The following is a 20,668-nucleotide window of genomic DNA, read 5'->3' on the forward strand; positions in this document are numbered from 1 at the left end:
TGTTATAGGCCTGATAAGACGCCTCAGCGTCGCCATCAGGCATTGCCGGATGGCGGCATAAATACCTTATCCGGCCTACACATCAGACAAAAAAAATCCGCCCCGAGGGGCGGATTTTTCATATCACCGAAGTGATTAGAAGCGGTAACCAACACCGGCGATCCAGGTGCCGACGTCCACGTTACGGATACGGCTCTGCTCATAGGAGAAGTCCAGCGCAACGTTTTCGATCGGGTTGAACTGCAAACCGGCACCGTAGGAGAAACCGTAGTCGCTGGTGTCGTGTTTGTCAGCCGGGGTGGCAGCAGTCTGGAATTTACCGTAACCCACACCAACAACACCGTAGATGCTTGCCCAGTCGTTCAGACGGTAAGCAGGACCGGCGGTGAGGCCGTAGTACTGAGTTTTGTTGTAATCGCCAGCACCGTTAGTACGATCTTTTTCTGTGTAGGTGAAGGAACCGATTACGCCCAGCGGGTTGTTGTCCTGCTCGTAGCGATACTTCAGGTTAAAACCGTTCATTTTGTTCGCTGCGCCCTGAGCATCGCTCTGAGCGTAACCACCCGTAACGGTAGAAGTAGCAGCTACAGCAGTACCTGCGGAAATAGCCAGAACAGCGGCCAGTGCTGAAAGACATGCAATTTTTTTCATAACCACCTCAAATGTGCTTCAAGTAAATCCTAAGTTATAAATATATCAAAAATTGATGAGAAACTCTTTGCGATTCGCGATGTCTAACGGGTCTTTTCGTGTAACAGAACATTTCCATAACCCGCTATCTCTTTCAAATAACATCACTTTTCCGGTGAAGCGCACCATTATTACGCGCACAATATGGTACATTCATCCAGATAATTCCTAATTACGCAGTTTATTAATCCATCAATTCATCGATATTTTACGGATTCTCCGGGATTTTTTTTCAACGAATACTCAACCGTCAGAGGTTATTTCTATTACACTGCCTTTTTTACTTCTATTGACATTAATTGACAGGAGAAAGGATGCCGGGGTCGTCACGTAAGCCAGTCTGGCTGCCTATTTTGGTTTTGCTCATTGCGATGTCCTCTATTCAGAGCGGAGCCTCACTGGCGAAATCGCTGTTCCCTCTCGTCGGGGCGCCGGGCGTTACCGCACTGCGTCTGGCATTAGGCACGCTAATCCTGATTGCGTTCTTTAAGCCCTGGCGTCTGCGCTTTGCCAGAGAACAGCGGCTGCCGCTCCTGTTTTACGGTCTGTCGCTTGGCGGGATGAACTACCTGTTTTACCTGTCGATTCAGACGGTGCCGCTCGGCATCGCCGTTGCGCTGGAGTTCACCGGGCCGCTGGCGGTCGCGCTGTTCTCGTCCAGACGGCCTGTCGATTTCATCTGGGTTGTGCTGGCCGTGCTTGGACTCTGGTTCCTGTTGCCGCTTGGTCAGGGCGTATCGCATGTTGATTTAACGGGTGCCGCGCTGGCGCTCGGCGCAGGCGCCTGCTGGGCTATCTATATTCTGACCGGGCAGCGGGCGGGTGAAGAACACGGCCCCGCGACCGTGGCGGTAGGCTCGCTCATTGCGGCGATCGTTTTCGTTCCGGTTGGCGCGCTACAGGCGGGAGAGGCATTATGGCACTGGTCGATTCTCCCACTGGGTCTGGCTGTCGCCGTGCTGTCAACGGCGCTGCCCTACTCGCTGGAAATGATCGCGCTGACGCGACTGCCCACGCGAACGTTTGGGACGCTGATGAGCATGGAGCCCGCGCTGGCTGCCGTTTCGGGGATGATTTTCCTGGGAGAAACGCTGACGCTGGTGCAGCTTCTGGCCCTGGCCGCCATCATTGCCGCCTCGATGGGGTCCACGCTCACCATCCGGCGGGAAACGAAAATTCAGCAAGTCGACATTAATTAACGTTACAATTCTGCATGATTTGCATAATCATGCAGAATATTGCTTTCATCCTTCTCATTATTATTATCTCCGCTATTTTTCTGCTGCCTGCAAACCTATTTATGTTTATCGCTCACAGTGAATGAGAATTATTAACATGCTGACACTTAATTTAATAACATATTGATTTTTAATCATTTTCAATATTAAACACTTTCTGCACTATTAAAGTGATAGGCACAGACAGAAAAGCAAAATGAAAAACCGGTGCTATACTTAGTTTCGTTAATTACCTGGGACACAAAACATCAAGAGGATATGAGATTATGAGTACCGCTAAACTGGTAAAAACGAAAGCGTCTAATCTGCTTTATACCCGCAACGATGTATCAGACAGCGATAAGAAAGCGACGGTTGAGTTGCTGAATCGTCAGGTGATCCAGTTCATTGACCTGTCACTGATCACTAAGCAGGCTCACTGGAATATGCGCGGTGCTAACTTTATTGCCGTACATGAGATGCTGGATGGCTTCCGTACAGCGCTGACCGACCACCTTGATACCATGGCAGAACGTGCCGTACAGCTGGGTGGCGTGGCATTAGGGACAACGCAAGTGATTAACAGCAAAACACCGCTGAAAAGCTACCCGCTGGATATCCATAGCGTTCAGGATCACCTGAAAGAGCTGGCGGATCGTTACTCTGTTGTCGCCAATGATGTTCGTAAAGCCATCAGCGAAGCCAAAGACGAAGACACTGCTGATATCTTTACCGCTGCTTCCCGCGACCTCGATAAATTCCTGTGGTTCATCGAAGCCAACATCGAATAAGCAGCATGATAAGTAAGACCTATGAACCCTCGCTTCGGCGGGGGTTTTGCACTTTTATAGTGCATCAAATTTCTTCCGCCCTGCCGTAAAGTAAAATATTTGTAATAATCACCTCACACAATCGTTAACGAGAGATTGTTTTAGCAACATTTTTTGCGCTAAATAGTCATACCGTTTGCACCCGATTCGGTCTGCACTAAATCAGTGCCCCAAAACGGTGCAATCCGTCAGTTTTGCCACGCTTATTGTGCATTAAAATGAAACACCTTCTTTTTAAAACAATGAGTTGCATAATTGGCACGATTCTTTCATTACGCCATATGTTCTCGCAGGGGATCGCCCCGTGGATATAAAAGGAAATGCTATGAAGTCTGTATTAAAAGTTTCACTGGCTGCACTTACCCTGGCTTTTGCGGTGTCTTCTCACGCCGCGGATAAGAAACTCGTCGTGGCAACCGACACGGCGTTCGTTCCGTTTGAATTCAAACAGGGCGACAAATACGTTGGCTTTGATGTGGATCTGTGGGCCGCTGTCGCGAAAGAGCTGAATCTGGACTACACCCTGAAACCGATGGATTTCAGCGGCATCATCCCGGCGCTGCAAACCAAAAACGTCGACCTGGCGCTGGCAGGCATCACGATCACCGACGAACGTAAAAAAGCGATCGACTTCTCTGACGGCTATTACAAAAGCGGTCTGTTGGTCATGGTGAAAGCCAATAACAACGATGTGAAAAGCGTGAAAGACCTCGACGGCAAAGTGGTTGCGGTGAAGAGCGGCACCGGTTCTGTCGATTACGCGAAAGCAAACATCAAAACCAAAGATCTGCGTCAGTTCCCGAACATCGATAACGCCTACATGGAACTGGGCACCAACCGCGCAGACGCCGTTCTGCACGATACGCCAAACATCCTCTATTTCATCAAAACCGCGGGCAATGGTCAGTTTAAAGCGGTAGGTGAGTCTCTGGAAGCGCAGCAATACGGCATCGCCTTCCCGAAAGGCAGCGACGAACTGCGTGAGAAAGTGAACGGCGCGCTGAAAACGCTGCGTGAAAACGGCACCTATAACGAAATCTACAAAAAATGGTTCGGTACTGAACCTAAATAATAACGCTGTATTTTAGCTCGTTACGCCCGGTGGCGCTTGCGCTTACCGGGCGTACAGGCCTTTGAGTATTTTCACCACGGTAACAGGAACAATTTATGGAGTTTGACTGGAGTGCCATCTGGCCCGCCATCCCGCTATTGATTGAAGGCGCCAAAATGACCCTGTGGATTTCAATCCTTGGTCTGGCTGGCGGCCTGGTCATCGGGCTGCTTGCGGGTTTTGCGCGCACCTTTGGTGGTTGGATCGCCAACCACGTTGCGCTGGTCTTTATCGAAGTGATTCGCGGTACGCCTATCGTTGTGCAGGTGATGTTTATCTACTTCGCGTTGCCGATGGCGTTTAACGATCTGCGAATTGATCCCTTCAGCGCCGCCGTTGTCACCATCATGATTAACTCGGGCGCGTACATTGCAGAAATCACGCGCGGTGCGGTGCTGTCTATCCACAAAGGTTTTCGCGAAGCGGGCCTGGCGTTAGGGCTGTCTCGCGGCGAAACCATTCGCCACGTTATTTTACCGCTCGCGCTGCGCCGTATGCTGCCGCCGCTCGGTAATCAGTGGATTATCAGCATCAAAGATACCTCGCTGTTTATTGTTATCGGCGTCGCTGAACTGACTCGTCAGGGGCAGGAAATCATCGCCGGTAACTTCCGCGCGCTGGAAATCTGGAGTGCCGTTGCGGTGTTCTATCTGATCATTACGCTGGTGCTGAGCTTCATTCTGCGTCGTCTGGAAAGAAGGATGAAAATCCTGTGATTGAATTTAAAAACGTCTCCAAGCATTTTGGGCCAACCCAGGTGCTGCACAATATTGATCTGAACATCAAACAGGGTGAAGTGGTGGTCATCATCGGGCCATCCGGCTCCGGGAAGTCCACTCTGCTGCGCTGCATCAACAAACTGGAAGAGATCACGTCCGGCGAGTTGATTGTTGATGGTCTGAAAGTGAACGATCCGAAGGTGGATGAGCGGTTAATCCGTCAGGAAGCCGGCATGGTGTTCCAGCAGTTCTATCTCTTCCCGCATCTGACGGCGCTAGAAAACGTCATGTTCGGGCCGCTGCGCGTGCGCGGCGCGAAGAAAGAAGATGCCGAAAAGCAGGCCAAAGAGTTATTAGCGAAAGTCGGGCTGGCAGAGCGCGCGCATCACTACCCTTCCGAACTTTCCGGCGGTCAGCAGCAGCGTGTGGCGATTGCCCGCGCGCTGGCGGTGAAGCCGAAAATGATGCTGTTTGACGAACCGACCTCCGCGCTGGACCCGGAACTGCGTCACGAAGTGCTGAAAGTCATGCAGGATCTGGCGGAAGAAGGGATGACAATGGTCATTGTGACCCACGAAATCGGCTTTGCCGAGAAAGTGGCCTCCCGTCTGATTTTCATCGATAAAGGGCGCATTGCGGAAGACGGTAATCCGCAAACCCTGATTGAAAATCCGCCCAGCCAGCGTTTGCAGGAGTTCTTGCAGCACGTTTCCTGAGGCACGCCCCTCCCTTCCGCCCGGAAGGGAGGGTTTCCCCGGAATCCTCCCATTTCAAATCCCTCCTCTTTAAGCATCTATACTTATCTTTTTGCTTATATTTCTCACAGGAGGAGTCATGCGGCGGATCCTGTTCATCCTCTTTTTACTGCTGGGCGCCCCCGCGCATGCGGTCGCGATCCCCGGCGTCACAACGGACGCCTCAGGCAGTCAGGAGGCCGCGCCTGCGGCTGAACCCGATGTCGAACAAAAGAAAGCCGCCTACGCAGCGCTGGCGGATGTGCTGGAAAACGAGACCTCTCGCAAGGAGCTCATCGACCAGCTACGAAAAGTCGCCGCCACGCCGCCGCCAGAGCCCGTCCCCACGATAACACCGCCCACGGTTACGGAAGAAAAAACGGTACTGGAGAAAGTAACCGACATCAGCCGGCGTTACGGAGAAGCCCTCTCCGGGCGCTTTGCCCAGCTTTATCGTAACATCACCGACTCGCCGCATAAGCCGTTTAACACGCAGACATTTACCAATGCCCTGACCCACTTCCTGATGCTGGCAGCTTCGGTATTTGTCTTTTACTGGCTGATACGGCTTTGCGCGCTGCCGCTGTATCGCAAAATGGGTCAGTGGGCGCGCAAAAAAAATCGCGACCGCAGCAACTGGCTACAGCTTCCCGCAATGATTATCGGCGCATTTATCATCGATCTGCTCCTGCTGGCGCTGACCCTGTTTGTCGGGCAGATACTGAGCGACAGAATGAACGCCGGCAGCCGAACCATCGCCTTTCAACAAAGTCTGTTCCTGAACGCGTTTGCCCTGATTGAGTTTTTCAAAGCCATTCTGCGCCTGATCTTTTGCCCTAACGTAGCGGAGTTGCGTCCGTTCACGATTCAGGACGCCAGCGCACGCTACTGGAATCGCCGTCTGAGTTCGCTCAGTAGCCTGATCGGCTATGGTCTGATCGTCGCCGTGCCGATTATCTCCAACCAGGTCAACGTCCAGGTCGGCGCGATGGCAAACGTCATCATCATGCTGTGCATTACGCTGTGGGCGCTGTATCTGATCTTCAAAAACAAAAAAGAGATCACCCAACATCTGCTGAATCTCGCGGAACGGTCGCTGGCCTTTTTCAGTCTGTTTATTCGCGCCTTCGCGCTGGTGTGGCACTGGCTGGCCAGCGCCTATTTTATCGTGCTGTTTTTCTTCTCATTGTTCGACCCGGGCAACAGCCTGAAGTTTATGATGGGCGCGACGGTACGCAGCCTGCTCATTATCGGTGTCGCCGCGTTTGTTTCCGGCATGTTCTCACGCTGGATAGCCAAAACCATTACGCTGTCGCCCCCTACGCAGCGCAACTATCCTGAGCTGCAAAAACGGCTGAACGGCTGGCTGTCAACCGCCCTGAAAGCCGCGCGAATCTTGACGGTTTGCGTGGCGATCATGCTGTTGCTCAACGCCTGGGGGTTATTCGACTTCTGGAACTGGCTGCACAACGGCGCGGGAGAAAAAACCGTCGATATTCTGATCCGCATTGCGCTGATCCTCTTTTTCTCTGCGGTCGGATGGACCATCCTCGCCAGCCTGATTGAGAACCGCCTGGCGTCAGATATTCACGGCCGCCCCTTGCCCAGCGCGCGTACCCGAACCCTGCTTACGCTGTTTCGTAACGCCCTGGCGGTGATCATCAGTACAATCACTATCATGATCGTGCTGTCAGAGATTGGCGTGAACATTGCCCCCTTACTGGCCGGCGCCGGGGCGCTGGGGCTGGCGATTTCGTTCGGTTCGCAAACGCTGGTGAAAGATATAATTACCGGCGTATTCATCCAGTTTGAAAATGGGATGAATACCGGCGATCTGGTGACTATCGGCCCGCTGACCGGTACGGTGGAACGAATGTCGATTCGCTCGGTAGGCGTGCGTCAGGATACCGGGGCGTACCACATTATTCCGTGGTCTTCGATTACCACCTTCGCGAACTTTGTGCGCGGCATTGGTTCGGTCGTGGCTAACTATGACGTGGATCGCCATGAAGATGCGGATAAAGCCAATCAGGCATTGAAGGACGCGGTGGCTGCGGTGATGGAGACGGAAGATATTCGCGGGTTGATTATCGGAGAACCGTCATTCTCCGGGATCGTCGGGCTGACCAATACCGCTTTTACGCTGCGGGTCTCCTTTACCACCTTGCCCTTAAAACAGTGGACGGTACGCTTCGCGCTCGACAGCCAGGTGAAAAAACATTTCGATCTGGCAGGCGTTCGCGCGCCGGTGCAAACGTATCAGGTACTGCCCGCACCGACGATCGGTCAGGCGCCAGCGACAGACCCCCTGCCGCCGAGCGAACCCACGCTTTAGCGCTTACGCGCCATAAAACGGCGACGCTGATCGTCATCCATAAAGGTCCAGGCAATAAAGCGGCTCTGCTTTTGCCCCTGGGCCATCTCCTTTTTGACCACTTTTACCGCCCCGACGTCCGTCAGCGCGCGGTACAGCGGCGGCAAATTTTCGCCGCGCGACACTAACGTGGTGAACCACATCACCTGGCGGCCAAAGGCCTGGCTTTCCGCGATCATCGTTTTGATAAACGCCACTTCCCCACCTTCGCACCAGAGTTCCTGCTGCTGGCCGCCAAAATTCAGGGCATCGTTTTTATCCTGCCCCAGATTGCGACGTTTGCGCTCGCTTCCCGCACGGGCAGAAGCTGCCGAATCGTGGAACGGCGGATTGCACAGCGTAGCGTCATACTGTTCATTCTTATGAATGATGCCGTTGAAGATTGCCGCAGGATCTTTCTGCCGACGCAGACGAATCGATCGGGTTAATCCTGGGTTGCCGCTGATGATCGTCTGGGCGCTGGCCAGCGCCTGCGCATGGACTTCGCTGCCGGTAAAGCGCCAGCCGTATTCATGCACGCCGATAAGCGGGTAAATGCAGTTCGCTCCTGTCCCCACATCCAGCACGCTCGCATCCGCCGGAATCGCGCCTGTGGTTTCGCCCAGCAGATCCGCCAGATGGTGAATATAATCGGCGCGGCCTGGCACCGGCGGGCACAGAAAGCCTTCGGGAATATCCCAGTTTGCCACCTGATAGAAATACGCCAGCAGCGCTTTATTGAGCGCCTTGACTGCCAGAGGATTCGCGAAATCAACGCTTTGCTCACCCGCAGGCGTACGGGTAAGAAATTGCGCCAGTTCTGGCGTGACCTGGCATAACGTCGCGAGATCGTAACGATGATGATGGCGATTACGTGGGTGCAATCCCGGTTTCTGGGCAGACATGGCATTCTCCTTTTAGCAGCGGCGTAAGATACTCGCATAACGCAACGCGGTAAACAAACCTGACGGAGAAAGCCCGCTTATACCGCAAACGAACACGGGTCGCTCCGCAGGCTTAGCGACAAAATCCTGGAAAATCAATAATCTGTATGTCATTGATTTGTCAATATTCGTCAAAAAATATCGTTCAAAAAACAAGCACATCATAATCAATTTTTTGCGTTAATTTTGCGTCATCAACGTCCTAAACTTATGAGGCACCACCTGTTGTTTCTAAGAGGATGCCGTTATGAAAAAATGCCTCACCGTACTGGCTGCTGCTCTGCTCACTGGCATGAGTTTTAGTGCATTCGCCGCGCAGCCGCTTAGCAGCTCAGAAGCAGGCCAGCTCAGACCCGCCGGAACCGTCTCGGCGACGGGCGCGACGACGCTGAGCGAACTTGAAAATAAACTGGCAGAAAAAGCGCGTGAACAAGGCGCCAAAGGTTTTGTCGTCAATTCTGCCGGTGGCGATAACCAAATGTATGGCACTGCCACTATCTACAAATAACCCCCTACCAGGTAACTGCATTCCCACCGAATGCAGTTTTCCTTAGCATGGAAAACTTCCCCCGTCTCTTTCATTCGCTGATGTTTTTCGCTGACTGATATACCGGCCTGCTTCTGCGCTATTGACTGTACGATTTTTGACCCCATATTCACTACACTTACCGTGTGGAATAAAGGGGGAGGAACCGGTATATGGCATCCGGGTGGGCGAACGACGACGCCGTTAATGAACAAATCAACAATACCATTGAAGATGCTGTCGCCCGCGCTCGCGGCGAAATTCCTCAAGGCGAAAGCCTGTATGAATGTGAAGAGTGCGGCGATCCTATCCCGGAAGCGCGGCGTAAAGCCGTTCCGGGAGTAAGGCTATGCATTGCCTGCCAGCAGGAGAAAGATTTACATAACGCAACATTCTCAGGATATAATCGCAGAGGATCGAAAGATAGCCAGTTACGCTAACTTTTCTTTACGTAAAACAACAGCGTAAGCATGTTCTTTTACTCTCATGCTTTTTCACCTTCTGCGTGGCAAAATGTGCCGTTACTCTCTCTTCTGTAAAGTGAAACGGCAAGAAGCGTAAATCCATGTTTTGAATTTATTAATAATCAATAAGTTATTTGTCATTCAAATTATTTGATGGATGACGTCAATTCTATTCGATTTTATCTCCCGCAAAAAACCGTGATACTTATCACATCGACGGAACAACGTCTTACTACACAAGAATAACCTGCGAGAGATTAATCATGAAAAATATCAAATATGCTGTTGCTGCTATCGCTCTGTCTACCCTGTCATTTGGCGTTTTCGCTGCCGAGCCGGTAACGGCTTCCCAGGCGCAAAGCATGAATAAAATCGGTGTTGTTTCTGCGGAAGGCGCCACCACTCTGGATGGCCTGGAAGCGAAACTGGCTGAGAAAGCGGCAGCTGCCGGCGCAACCGGTTATAGCATCACTTCCGCAACCAACAACAACAAAATGAGCGGCACTGCTGTTATCTACAAATAATTTCACACGTTTCTGTTATACCCGTCTGTTTGCCGACAGACACACTGCTCCAACCCTCATTGAACCTGTGTTACCCTTGTTCGCCCGTCCGCCACTGGACGGGCTTTTTTTTGCCTGACGTTTAAAAATGCTGCGCTACCCGCGCAAGCCCTTCCGTTAACGTCGCCGCTTCTCCCGTAGCCACCAGACAGCACGCCATCTGAATTTTCAGGGAAGCCGGGATCGGCTCGCTTCCCGCCAGGCAGCGCTCAATCCAGCGAGCGGTGGTTTCCGGGTCTTTTGCCGCAGGCAGCGGCACCGGCTCGTCGGGCATCTCGCTCTGGCGATCCTGAAGCACCTGCACGCCGGAACGGTCGATCAGGCTGATTTGCGGGCAACGCTGTGGATTGGCATACACCTCCCCTTCCGTGCCGTGCATCAGCAAACCGCGCCCGCCGATGTCGGCAAAAAATTTCGCGACGCGCGGAACGTACTCCGGGTGCGAGACGCTGGACAACCGCAAGGCGGCATCTTCCGCAAACGGCGTCGCTAACTTCGCCAGCGTGTGCGCGCTGTTACGCACGCCCAGCCGCCAGCGCATTGCCAGCTGTTTTTCCAGCGGTGGGCACAGCGTACCAACAGGAATAAACACCGGCTCGTGCCCATCCAGTTTCGCCTGAGCCTGACCGGCGTGCAGCGTCGGCGCAATCCCCATCAGTTCGAAAATGGTCTCCGTCAGTACGCGCGTCGGATCTTCGCTTACGCCATGTACCACCACCGGAAAGCCCAGTTTATGCAGCAGAATCGCCAGCAACGGCGTCAGGTTCGCCTGTTTGCGCGCCCCGTTGTAGCTGGGGATGACAATCGGCATCGGTTTGGCGACCGGCGGCGTAAGCGTAATCGTGTGGTTCTGCATGGCTTCATAAAAGCCCAGCATCTCCGCTTCGCCTTCCCCTTTAATACGCAACGCGATCAACACGCCGCCCATTTCCAGTTCGGGCACATCGCCATTCAACATATGGGTATACAGGCCGCGCGCGGTATCCTGATCCAGGTCGCGGGCGTGATTTTTACCTCGACCGACCTCTTTGATGATTTTGCGATAATCCATGACATTCTCCACTGCGACATTTTTTTAACAATATAGCCCCTCTGGAGACCCGGCCGTTAGTTTTTTATCTCAGTCATCAATCACCTGTTTTTGTAGTAATTATTAAAACGCAAGCATTAGTTCAAATATTTGTGATTTTTATACACGATTCTAATCCGTAAACAATCTGATTAAATATCCGGCGAAGAGTTATTGAGGGTCCACGGTGAAAACGTTCAGGCTGGTTTTCACCACTTATACACCAGGATTTATGATGAACAAGGTTGCTTTAGGTTTATTCATCGCTGCAACAGTAGGATGTTCCGCATCCGCATTTGCGGCAACAAATGGCGAAGGTCAGATTAACTTTACGGGTGAAATCATTGACTCCGCTTGTCAGGTCGTTAATGGGTTAAGTAACCCGCTAAATGTCGAGTTGGGCAGAGTGTCTAAAACCGTATTTTCTGGCGCAGGCTCTACCAGCACACCAACGAAATTCGATATTCAGCTAAAAGACTGCCCGGAAACGGTGACCTCTGCCGCCATTAATTTTGGCGGTACGCCGGATACGGATAACAGCACGACCCTGGCATTAACGCCAGACACGGAGACGGCTACCGGTGTGGCAATTCAGTTGCTCGACTCGTCAGAGCAACCCGTCAGCTTATATACCCCTTCCCGTCAATATCCACTGACGGCAGGAAGCACGGTAAACGATCTGGAATTTGCAGCGCGTTATATTCAGACTCAGGCTGCCGTTACGGCCGGCCCGGCAAATTCCGTATCTACCTTTACCGTTATCTATAACTGATATTATCCATCCGAAGATATTAGCCCTTTCTTCAGGGCTAATATCTTTTATTCATGCTGAGAAATATTTATGCGTCACGGTTATTTACTGGGCACTCTTTTTCTGGTAGCAGCGACAGCGCATGCTGGCGTTATTATTAACGGCACCCGTCTTGTTTACCAGGGAGACAAAAAGGAATCCTCGCTTGGTCTTTCAAACCCAGATTCAACGGACTATCTGGTACAATCCTGGGTCGATTCCGGCAGTAAAAATCCGGGCAACACCCCCTTTCTGATTACGCCGCCGCTGTTTCGCCTGAATGCGAAAGAAGACAACGTTCTGCGGGTTATTCGCACAGGCGGCAATCTGCCCGAGGATCGTGAATCGCTGTACTGGCTGAATATCAAGGCTATTCCATCTTCAAAACACGTTGAGGGGGTAAATACCCTGCAAATCGCGATCAACACGCGTATTAAATTATTGTATCGCCCATCCTCCGTGAAAGGTAAGCCAGAAGAGGTTGCTGACAAACTGGAATGGCATCGTGAAGGTCACGATCTGGTCGTCAATAACCCGACGCCGTTTTATATGAATTTCCAGAGCGTGATGATTAATGGTCATAAAATCAGTAAAGCGACCTGGGCAGTACCTGAAACGGCAACCCACATGGCTCTGCCCACCAATACTGACGGTAACACCGTGACCTATTCCATTATTACTGATTACGGCAGCATCAGCCGAACCTGGTCTAAGCCTGTCCATTAAGATAACGGCGCACAGGCAACTAAAATAATCATGTACCGCGATAAAAAGCCATTTTCCTGCAAATTATTCACACTGCTGCCCCTGTTATGTGGCCTGGCAGTGTTCTGTTTTGCGCAGCAAACGCGGGCAGATGATTATTTTAACCCGGCGCTCCTGGATATTGATAATCCCCGACAGGAAAAAACCGATTTATCGGTATATGAAAAAGGTCCAGGACAAGCACCAGGAAAATACCAGGTATCAATCTTTATTGATAATAATAAAGTCGACACCCGCGATGTCACATTTAAATTACAGAAAGATGTTAAGGGCAACCGTTCACTCCAGCCCTGTTTCAGCCTGGATGATTTAAAGAGTCTCGGCATTAAAACGAAGGCGTTTCCGAAGCTCATGGCACTAGGAAAATGTGCAGATTTAAGCGTCATTCCCGCCGCCTCCGCCACGTTCCGCGTGCGCAACCAGCAGCTATTGCTCAGTATTCCCCAGTCAGCACTGGGCCAGATTCCGCGCGGTTATATCGACCCAAAAACGTTCGATGAAGGCATTACCGCCGGTCTACTGAACTACAGCGCCAACGCCAGTCAGAGCGACGCCCGCCGGCAGGGTGAACAGGATAACAGCAGCCAGTATGTCAACCTGCGTCCCGGGTTCAACATCGGCGCCTGGCGCGTGCGCAATTACTCAACCTGGAATCGTAACGTCACGGGCCATGACGAACAGCAGAAATTCTCGTCGGTTTATACCTACGCGCAGCGCGATATCGTGGCGATGAAAAGCGATCTCACGGTAGGGCAAAGCGCCTCTCCGGCGGACGTGTTCGACAGCGTGCCTTATACCGGCGTACAACTCAATTCCGACAGCGACATGCTGCCGGATAGCGAAAAAGGCTATGCGCCGATTATCCGTGGCACCGCACACAGTAACGCCCTGGTGATGGTTCGTCAGAACGGCTACGTCATTTATCAGAACACCGTAGCGCCAGGCGCATTTGAAATTAACGATCTCTACCCGACGGGCAGCAGCGGCGACTTGCAGGTCACCGTCAAAGAGACGGACGGTAGCGAAAGCCATTTCGTGGTGCCCTACGCCTCCGTACCCGTGTTGCAGCGTGAAAAAAATCTGCGCTACAGCGTGACTGCCGGTCGCTATCGCGCCTATGACAAAGACGTCGAGCAAACTCCATTTGCTCAGGGGAGCGCAATCTACGGTCTACCTTATGGTTTTACCGCCTATGGCGGCGTACAGCAAAGCCGCCATTACCAGTCGCAGGCGATCGGCACCGGGAAAAACCTGGGGGATTTAGGCGCGTTTTCTGTCGACGTCACGCGGGCCAAAGCATTGCTGAAACAGCAACAGGCCAGCACGGGGCAGTCATGGCGCGTGCGTTACAGCAAAGATTTTGCAGGCGCAGGCACCAACTTTTCCCTGGCCGGGTATCGCTATAACAGTAAGGGTTTTTACACCCTGGAAGACACAATGGAGTCCTATACCCGCGCCAGCGACTGGTCCGCCCCGCAGCAGCGCCGCGCGCGTACCGAAGCCACTGTCGATCAGACGCTCGGCGAAAGTTGGGGGTCTTTTACGCTGAGTCTGGTCAAAGAGACCTACTGGAGCCAGCGCCAGGATATGACCTCCATGAGCCTCAGCTACAACAACAGCTGGCATGGCGTGAGCTATAGCCTGAGTTACAGCATGAACAAAAACACCAGCGACAGCGATGAAAACGGTGAGTCCGTTACCCATGACAACCAGTTCGCGCTGAGCGTTTCGGTTCCACTCGACCACTGGATGCACAACACCTGGGCGACGTACAACCTGAACAACAGTCAAGACGGCGCCACGCAAAACATTGGCCTTAACGGTACTGCTCTGGCCGAAGACAACCTGAACTGGAATATCCAGGAAGGCGTGAGCAATACCGGAAGCGGCAACTCAACCAGTATGAATGCCGATTACAAAGGAACCTATGGCGAAGTGAGCGGCGGCGTCAACCAGGACAGCCATCAACGGAGCGTTAATGTGGGTCTGCAAGGCGGCGTTGTGGCGCACGCCAACGGCATCACTCTGACGCAACCGCTCGGTGAAACCATCGCGCTGGTAAAAGCACCGGGAACACATGGCACGCACATTACCAATCAGACCGGCGTCAAAACCGATTTTCGCGGCTATACCGTTGTGCCATTTGTATCAGCCTACCGTCACAACACGATTGCCCTGGACACAGAAACACTGCCAGACGATGCCGACGTAACCCATGCCGCGCGAATAGTAACCCCAACGCGCGGCGCGGTAGTCCGCGCCAGTTTTAACACCCGCGTGGGCAGCAGGGTTTTAATGATGCTCACGCAAAACGGTAAGCCGTTGCCCTTTGGCGCAACCGTCACCACCGACGATAAAGACAGCGAGTTTATTGTTGGCAACGGCGGTCAGACTTATCTCTCCGGTTTACCTCAGCACGGAACGCTCTTCGTGTCGTGGGGTCAGGATGCCAGCGAACACTGCGTCGCAGAGTACACGTTAACGGATGAGAGACATAAAACCAGCATCATTAACGCTGCCGCGCAGTGTCATTGATTCACCATGCAGACTCAACATTATGCAAATGATTAAACAGTGTTTTTTCCTCCTGATTTTGGCCAGCGCAGCCTTGTTTATGCCGCATGCAAAGGCGGCCTGCACAACGCCGGATATGCCCAAAATGATCAACGTGGCATCTGTTTCCGTACCGACGACGCTGGCGATTGGTGAGACCATTCCAGGAACAGAGCAAACCGTACACGTTGCCGGACAGTGCGATCAAAGTATTGATAGCGGTCTGGAAATTGTCTCCTGCTATTACGGAACAGGCGCTGAGATACCAGGCCTGAGAGGGGTGTACGACTCCGGGGTGCCCGGCGTTGGCATCGCGCTGATGAACGAGCAAGGCCAGCGGATCAGCGGCGCAGGCGGCGTACAGTGCGATTCACGCGGCACGCCGATCGGTTATGTATCCAGCGATGGGCAGCAGTCATTTAACTTCAACGTCACGCTTGAGCTGGTGAAAACCGGCAGTGACGTGACCTCCGGTACACTGGTGCAGGCGCAAACAGAGTTTGGGATTGGCGTGTTTGGTCACGAAGGTATCGGGAGTCCTAACCACATTGCCTATGCCGGCAATGTGGATCTCGAAACCGTAACCTGCTCCGTGTTACCGAAAAACCTGACCGTCAATCTGGGCGACTTTCCGATCAGTGATTTTATGGGAGTAGGCACCCTCTCGATGCCAGCACAGAATTTTAACGTTACGGTCAATTGTAATTCCACCGTACAGCCTGAAGTGAAGATCACCAGTGCGAATGGCTACGAATCGGGTTTTGCCGGCGTGATGAAACTGACTCAGCAAAGCGGGATGGCGACCGGCGTCGGCGTCAGAATGCTGTTTGATGGCAATATCGCCACCTTCGACAACTACATCAACACGCAAAGCGAGGCAAAAGCCAACGAAACGCTGGATATTCCGTTCCAGGTCCGCTATGAGCAAATCAGCGACGACGTTACACCAGGCCCGGCAAATACCGTCGCCACGATTACGCTGGCCTATAAGTGATCGCGATGAAAAAAATGGTTTTCTTACTCACCGCAGGTCTGATGGCGTATGCCTGCGCAGATGATATCCAGGTGCAAATGGTGGGTAACATCTATGCCAACACCTGCTCCGTGGACAGCGCCAGTAAAGATTTAACCGTCGATTTGGGGCAGGCGTCATCCAGTGATTTCAAAGACGTAGGCGATACCGGCGAATGGAAAGCGTTTTCCCTGAAAGTAACGCATTGCCCAAAAACACTCACGCTGGCCAACGCGTTTTTTTACGGACAGGCCGATAGCGTACACCCGACCAAATTTGCCAACAGCGGCAGCGCGAAAGGGCTTGCGCTGGAGCTGGCCGATCGGCAGGACAATATTCTCATCGCCCCGCAGGCAAGTTTTAACGTGCTGATCAACCAAAGCGATCACACGGCCACTTTCCCGTTAGCCGCCCGCTATTACGCCACGTCCATTCCCGTCAGCGCGGGCTCGTTCGATAGCGTCATACAGGTCACGTTTACCTATCAGTAGGAGCGCGCCCCTTCGCACGGATGCTTTTTTTACGCCCGGCAACCACTTTTGTCGGGCGTTTTTTTACCTCCGGCACTTCCGGGCGTTCAATCGGAAATACCGGGAGCGCATTCAGCAAACGTTGCCCGTAGCTTTTGGTTAACAGACGCTTGTCGTAAATCACCACCTCTCCCCAGCAGCCGTGGCTACGAATCAAACGGCCCACCTGCTGGATCAGGTTAAACGACGCGCTTGGCAGGCTCTGCACTTCAAACGGGTAGCGATTCAGGCTTTTCAGCCACTCGCCTTCGGTGATCACCACCGGGCTGTCGATGGGAGGAAACGCAATCTTGTGAATATGCACCTGAGTCAGCAGGTCGCCTTTCAGATCCAACCCCTCGGCAAAAGATTGCAGGCCAATCAGCACGCTGCGCTCGCCGTTCGCCACCCGCTTACGGTGCAGTTCCACCAGGCGATAGCGCGGCTGATCGCCCTGAACCAGCAGCAAAAGACGCAAATCGGTCACATGCTCCAGAAAGCGCTGCATCGCCCGTCCGCTGGCAAACAAAACCAGCATGCCGTGGTGTTTTTTGCTTTCCAGCGCCTGACGGAAATAGGCCGCCATCTCCGCAATATGCTGCTCTTCGTTATCAATCAACGGTTCATAGCGCATCTGCGGAATGACAATTTTACCCTGTTCCACATGATTAAAGGGGGAGTCCAGCGCCACAAAGCGATCGCCCGCTTTCTCCTTCAGGCCGCTCATCTCCTGCAAGCGCGAGAAGCTGTTAAGCGAACGCAGGGTCGCCGACGTTACAATAATATGCGGCACGCTGCGCCAGAGCAGCCTTTCAAGCTGATCGCTGACGCGAATGCCCACACAGTGGAACCAGACGTGTATCTGCCCATCGCGCGCCTCCCGCGTGGCCCACTTCGAGACCGGCGCACCGGAAGACTGCGCCAGCGACGCCAGCCGCCAGAGCTTGCTTTGCGCCTCAAACATGCCCAGCGCGCGGTTCATCTGCAAAATCACCCGGTGCAGGCGCACAATATCGTGCGAGCCGGTTTTCTCGCTGAGATCGTTAAGGAACAGCTCCGCCAGCCCACGCAGCATTTCCGTCAGCTTCGCCAGTCGCTGGCAGATCGCCATGATCTCATCCGGTAACTCGCCCATCGCAAAGCGGTGCTCAGCATTCTGCGTCGCGGGCATATACAGATTCAGGGTGTTGTTGAGCGAGGCAATCAGCTCGTACAACTCTTCGCAGTGCGCATTCAGGCGCTCAGGATTCGCCAGCGGCGGCGTGGTTTTCGGGCGGAACTGTTCCAGGCAGGTCACCACCAGCTTAGTGAACAGATCCAGTTGCAGGCGATACCAGGGGGCGGAGATCTCAGCGCTCATCTCCAGCGCGTCGCGCGCGACATCCGGCAGATGGTGGCCTTCGTCCAGCACCAGCAGAAGATTTTTCGGCTCCGGCAGCACCGCTTCACTCTCCATCGCCGCCATCACCAGCGCATGGTTTGCCACCACCACTTCAGCTTCCTGAATTTCCCGTCGGGCGACAAAAAAAGGGCATTCACGGTAGTAATGGCAATTGCGGTTCAGGCAACTGGCTTTATCGGTGCTCAGGCGCTTCCAGAGCGCGTCGTCAATGGCGATATCGGTATGATCGCGCAACCCGTCCCACTTGTAGCTGTCAAGATCGCCCTTTAACCTGGCGCAGCGCTTTTGCTCTTCCTGATTATTCGGCGTCAGTTCGTCATCCAGAAACGCGAGCAGATCCTGTTGATTCGGTTCGCTGCTGGCCAGCGCCGCCAGATTACGCGGGCAAACGTAGCGCCCACGACCAAACGCGGCGGTAAACCGCAAGTCAGGAATGATTTTGCGCAGCAGCGGGAGATCTTTGCTGTAGATCTGATCCTGCAACGCCACGTTGGCGGTGCTCACCACCAGCGTTTTTTGTTCTTCGCGGGCGATGGCGATACCGGGAATAAGGTAAGAGAGGGTTTTCCCGACCCCGGTCGGCGCCTCAATCGCCAGATGACGACCTTCTTCACCCGCCAGCGTTTTGGCGACATCGGCAATCATCTGCCGCTGCGGCGCACGGGGGATAAAGTCGGGGATCTGCTCCTGAAGCGCCTTATACCAGGCGGCGATTTGCGCTTTAAGCGCAGCGGTCAATGCCATGAGAAAACCTGAAATACTGTATAAACAGCCACTATTGTGGCACTTTCTGGCGCGGGTCGCAAAAAGAAAAGCCCGACCTTTCGGCCGGGCTCGCAATTAATCCGCCAGTCTGCGCGGGCGGCGCGGCGGACGTGGTTTATCGCCGCCTGGCTTACCTTCTCCGCTGCGCGGTTTGGCTTTCGGCGCCCCGCCATCATTGCGACGCGGTTGCTGGGCACGGCCTGCTCCACCCTGCCCCTGACCCTGGCCTCGGCCGCGACCACCGCCGCCACGCTGCTGCTGGCGACCGTTCTGAATCGGCTCCGCTTTAATTGACGGGTCCGGTTCATAACCCGGCGTGGTGATGCGCGGGATCTCTTTTTTCAGCAGCTTCTCGATATCGCGCAGCAGTTTGTGTTCATCAACGCAGACCAGCGATAACGCTTCGCCGGTCGCGGCGGCACGACCGGTACGGCCGATACGGTGCACGTAATCTTCCGGGACGTTTGGCAGCTCATAGTTCACCACATGCGGCAGCTCTTCGATATCCAGCCCGCGCGCCGCGATGTCGGTCGCCACCAGGACGCGGATATCGCCGGATTTGAAATCAGCCAGTGCACGGGTACGCGCGCCCTGAGATTTATTACCGTGGATCGCCGCACTGCGAATACCGTCTTTATTCAGCTGTTCCGCCAGATGGTTGGCGCCGTGTTTGGTTCGGGTAAAGACCAGCACCTGCTGCCAGTTGCCTTTGCCAATCATCTGCGACAACAGTTCGCGCTTGCGTTTTTTATCCACGAAATGAACGTGCTGGGTCACCTGCTCAGAAGCGGTATTACGGCGCGCCACTTCAATTTCCAGCGGGTTATGCAACAGCTTCTCAGCAAGCGCTTTAATGTCATCGGAGAATGTGGCGGAGAACAGCAGGTTCTGGCGCTTCGGCGGCAGTTTTGCCAGCACGCGGCGAATATCGTGGATAAAGCCCATGTCGAGCATACGGTCAGCTTCATCCAGCACCAGAATCTCAATCTGATCCAGCTTCACCGCGTTTTGATGTTCCAGGTCGAGCAAACGCCCCGGCGTTGCCACCAGCACGTCAACGCCGCCGCGCAGTTTCATCATCTGCGGGTTAATGCTGACGCCGCCAAACACGACCAGAGAGCGAATGTTCAGGTATTTACTGTAATCCCGGACGTTCTCACCAATTTGCGCCGCCAGCTCACGGGTCGGCGTCAGAATCAACGCGCGTACCGGGCGACGGCCCTTCGCGTGCGGCTGCTGCGTGATCAGATGTTGTAACAGCGGCAGCGTAAAACCGGCTGTTTTACCCGTCCCCGTCTGGGCGCTGGCCATCAGGTCGCGGCCTTCCAGCACCGCAGGGATCGCCTGCTGCTGAATAGGGGTAGGTTCACGGTAACCCTGCTCGGCAATCGCGCGCAAAATATCAGAATTCAACCCAAGGGAATCAAAAGACATAACTACTCCGAACCGCCCCGACCGTTACCGGTGTAGTTTTCAGGGAGATACTCACAAGAGGGATGACAAAAACCACAATGTCATGAAGGGGCGGAGTGTAGCAGTTTTTGTGACATACCGCATAAATTATCCCCGTGACTGGAAAAAACAAAATAAACCACCACACTGGACAAGAACAATTATCGGTCATAATCTTAATCAATCGATTGATTAAGAAT

The 20,668-nt window shown here is 53.5% G+C and carries 19 protein-coding genes; 14 read left to right on the plus strand and 5 right to left on the minus strand.

Annotation, left to right across the window (positions count from 1 at the left end):
* Positions 1 to 135 precede the first annotated feature (135 nt).
* Complete coding sequence (gene ompX / locus OGY62_RS06705) at positions 136 to 651, minus strand: outer membrane protein OmpX (protein ID WP_012133153.1); 516 nt, start codon at positions 649 to 651, stop codon at positions 136 to 138.
* A 353-nt stretch (positions 652 to 1,004) separates the two neighbouring features.
* Here ompX and rhtA point away from each other — a divergent pair, with 353 nt between their 5' ends.
* The 6 genes from rhtA (at position 1,005) to ybiO (ending at position 7,636) form a co-directional block, all read left to right on the plus strand.
* Complete coding sequence (rhtA, locus tag OGY62_RS06710) at positions 1,005 to 1,889, plus strand: threonine/homoserine exporter RhtA (RefSeq protein ID WP_012133156.1); 885 nt, start codon at positions 1,005 to 1,007, stop codon at positions 1,887 to 1,889.
* A 305-nt stretch (positions 1,890 to 2,194) separates the two neighbouring features.
* Positions 2,195 to 2,698 (plus strand): DNA starvation/stationary phase protection protein Dps, encoded by a 504-nt coding sequence (gene dps, locus OGY62_RS06715; protein WP_012133159.1) that lies wholly within the window; start codon positions 2,195 to 2,197, stop codon positions 2,696 to 2,698.
* A gap of 364 nt (positions 2,699 to 3,062) precedes the next feature.
* Entirely contained in the window at positions 3,063 to 3,809 is a 747-nt protein-coding gene (gene glnH / locus OGY62_RS06720; RefSeq protein ID WP_012133160.1) for a glutamine ABC transporter substrate-binding protein GlnH, read from the plus strand.
* Between the two features lie 95 nt (positions 3,810 to 3,904).
* On the plus strand, positions 3,905 to 4,564 hold the full coding sequence (gene glnP / locus OGY62_RS06725) for a glutamine ABC transporter permease GlnP (RefSeq protein WP_012133162.1): 660 nt from the start codon (positions 3,905 to 3,907) through the stop codon (positions 4,562 to 4,564).
* Complete coding sequence (gene glnQ, locus OGY62_RS06730) at positions 4,561 to 5,283, plus strand: glutamine ABC transporter ATP-binding protein GlnQ (RefSeq protein ID WP_012133163.1); 723 nt, start codon at positions 4,561 to 4,563, stop codon at positions 5,281 to 5,283. Before glnP ends, glnQ begins: the two co-directional genes overlap by 4 nt.
* A 118-nt stretch (positions 5,284 to 5,401) precedes the next feature.
* Entirely contained in the window at positions 5,402 to 7,636 is a 2,235-nt protein-coding gene (gene ybiO, locus OGY62_RS06735) for a mechanosensitive channel protein (protein WP_115181808.1), read from the plus strand.
* On the opposite strand, the gene rlmF is transcribed toward ybiO, so the two are convergent.
* Complete coding sequence (gene rlmF, locus OGY62_RS06740; RefSeq protein ID WP_115181809.1) at positions 7,633 to 8,559, minus strand: 23S rRNA (adenine(1618)-N(6))-methyltransferase RlmF; 927 nt, start codon at positions 8,557 to 8,559, stop codon at positions 7,633 to 7,635. The genes ybiO and rlmF overlap by 4 nt on opposite strands.
* A gap of 286 nt (positions 8,560 to 8,845) precedes the next feature.
* Here rlmF and mcbA point away from each other — a divergent pair, with 286 nt between their 5' ends.
* The 3 genes from mcbA to ybiJ all read left to right on the plus strand — a co-directional run bounded on the left by mcbA (position 8,846) and on the right by ybiJ (position 10,112).
* The gene (gene mcbA / locus OGY62_RS06745) at positions 8,846 to 9,106 is read left to right on the plus strand and encodes a DUF1471 family periplasmic protein McbA (RefSeq protein WP_012133167.1); all 261 of its coding nucleotides are present in this window, start codon (positions 8,846 to 8,848) and stop codon (positions 9,104 to 9,106) included.
* 191 nt (positions 9,107 to 9,297) lie between these two features.
* A complete protein-coding gene (locus OGY62_RS06750) occupies positions 9,298 to 9,564 on the plus strand; it encodes a DksA/TraR family C4-type zinc finger protein (protein ID WP_047457957.1) in 267 nt (88 codons plus the stop codon).
* 287 nt (positions 9,565 to 9,851) lie between these two features.
* Positions 9,852 to 10,112 carry a DUF1471 family protein YbiJ gene (ybiJ, locus tag OGY62_RS06755; RefSeq protein WP_012133170.1) on the plus strand — a complete coding sequence of 87 codons (261 nt, stop codon included), beginning with the start codon at positions 9,852 to 9,854 and terminating at the stop codon, positions 10,110 to 10,112.
* A 121-nt stretch (positions 10,113 to 10,233) separates the two neighbouring features.
* On the opposite strand, the gene ybiB is transcribed toward ybiJ, so the two are convergent.
* A complete protein-coding gene (gene ybiB, locus OGY62_RS06760) occupies positions 10,234 to 11,202 on the minus strand; it encodes a DNA-binding protein YbiB (protein ID WP_012133171.1) in 969 nt (322 codons plus the stop codon).
* 253 nt (positions 11,203 to 11,455) lie between these two features.
* On the opposite strand from ybiB, the gene OGY62_RS06765 reads away from it, so the two are divergent.
* The 5 genes from OGY62_RS06765 (at position 11,456) to OGY62_RS06785 (ending at position 16,831) form a co-directional block, all read left to right on the plus strand.
* Positions 11,456 to 11,992, plus strand: coding sequence for a fimbrial protein (locus OGY62_RS06765; protein WP_047457960.1), 537 nt, complete (start codon positions 11,456 to 11,458; stop codon positions 11,990 to 11,992).
* Between the two features lie 69 nt (positions 11,993 to 12,061).
* A complete protein-coding gene (locus OGY62_RS06770; RefSeq protein ID WP_115181810.1) occupies positions 12,062 to 12,736 on the plus strand; it encodes a fimbrial biogenesis chaperone in 675 nt (224 codons plus the stop codon).
* A gap of 30 nt (positions 12,737 to 12,766) precedes the next feature.
* Positions 12,767 to 15,310: a fimbria/pilus outer membrane usher protein gene (locus OGY62_RS06775; protein WP_286459401.1), complete on the plus strand. Its 2,544-nt coding sequence runs from the start codon at positions 12,767 to 12,769 to the stop codon at positions 15,308 to 15,310.
* 22 nt (positions 15,311 to 15,332) lie between these two features.
* Entirely contained in the window at positions 15,333 to 16,322 is a 990-nt protein-coding gene (locus tag OGY62_RS06780; protein WP_286459403.1) for a fimbrial protein, read from the plus strand.
* A 5-nt stretch (positions 16,323 to 16,327) separates the two neighbouring features.
* Entirely contained in the window at positions 16,328 to 16,831 is a 504-nt protein-coding gene (locus tag OGY62_RS06785) for a fimbrial protein (RefSeq protein WP_286459404.1), read from the plus strand.
* Here the strand turns inward: OGY62_RS06785 and dinG are convergent.
* Positions 16,818 to 18,995: an ATP-dependent DNA helicase DinG gene (gene dinG / locus OGY62_RS06790; RefSeq protein WP_286459406.1), complete on the minus strand. Its 2,178-nt coding sequence runs from the start codon at positions 18,993 to 18,995 to the stop codon at positions 16,818 to 16,820. The genes OGY62_RS06785 and dinG overlap by 14 nt on opposite strands.
* 96 nt (positions 18,996 to 19,091) lie before the next feature.
* Complete coding sequence (gene rhlE, locus OGY62_RS06795) at positions 19,092 to 20,450, minus strand: ATP-dependent RNA helicase RhlE (RefSeq protein WP_286459408.1); 1,359 nt, start codon at positions 20,448 to 20,450, stop codon at positions 19,092 to 19,094.
* Positions 20,451 to 20,668: the final 218 nt, after the last annotated feature.

Origin of the sequence: Citrobacter sp. CK198, from assembly GCF_030333295.1 — a bacterium.
GTDB lineage: Bacteria > Pseudomonadota > Gammaproteobacteria > Enterobacterales > Enterobacteriaceae > Citrobacter_B > Citrobacter_B koseri.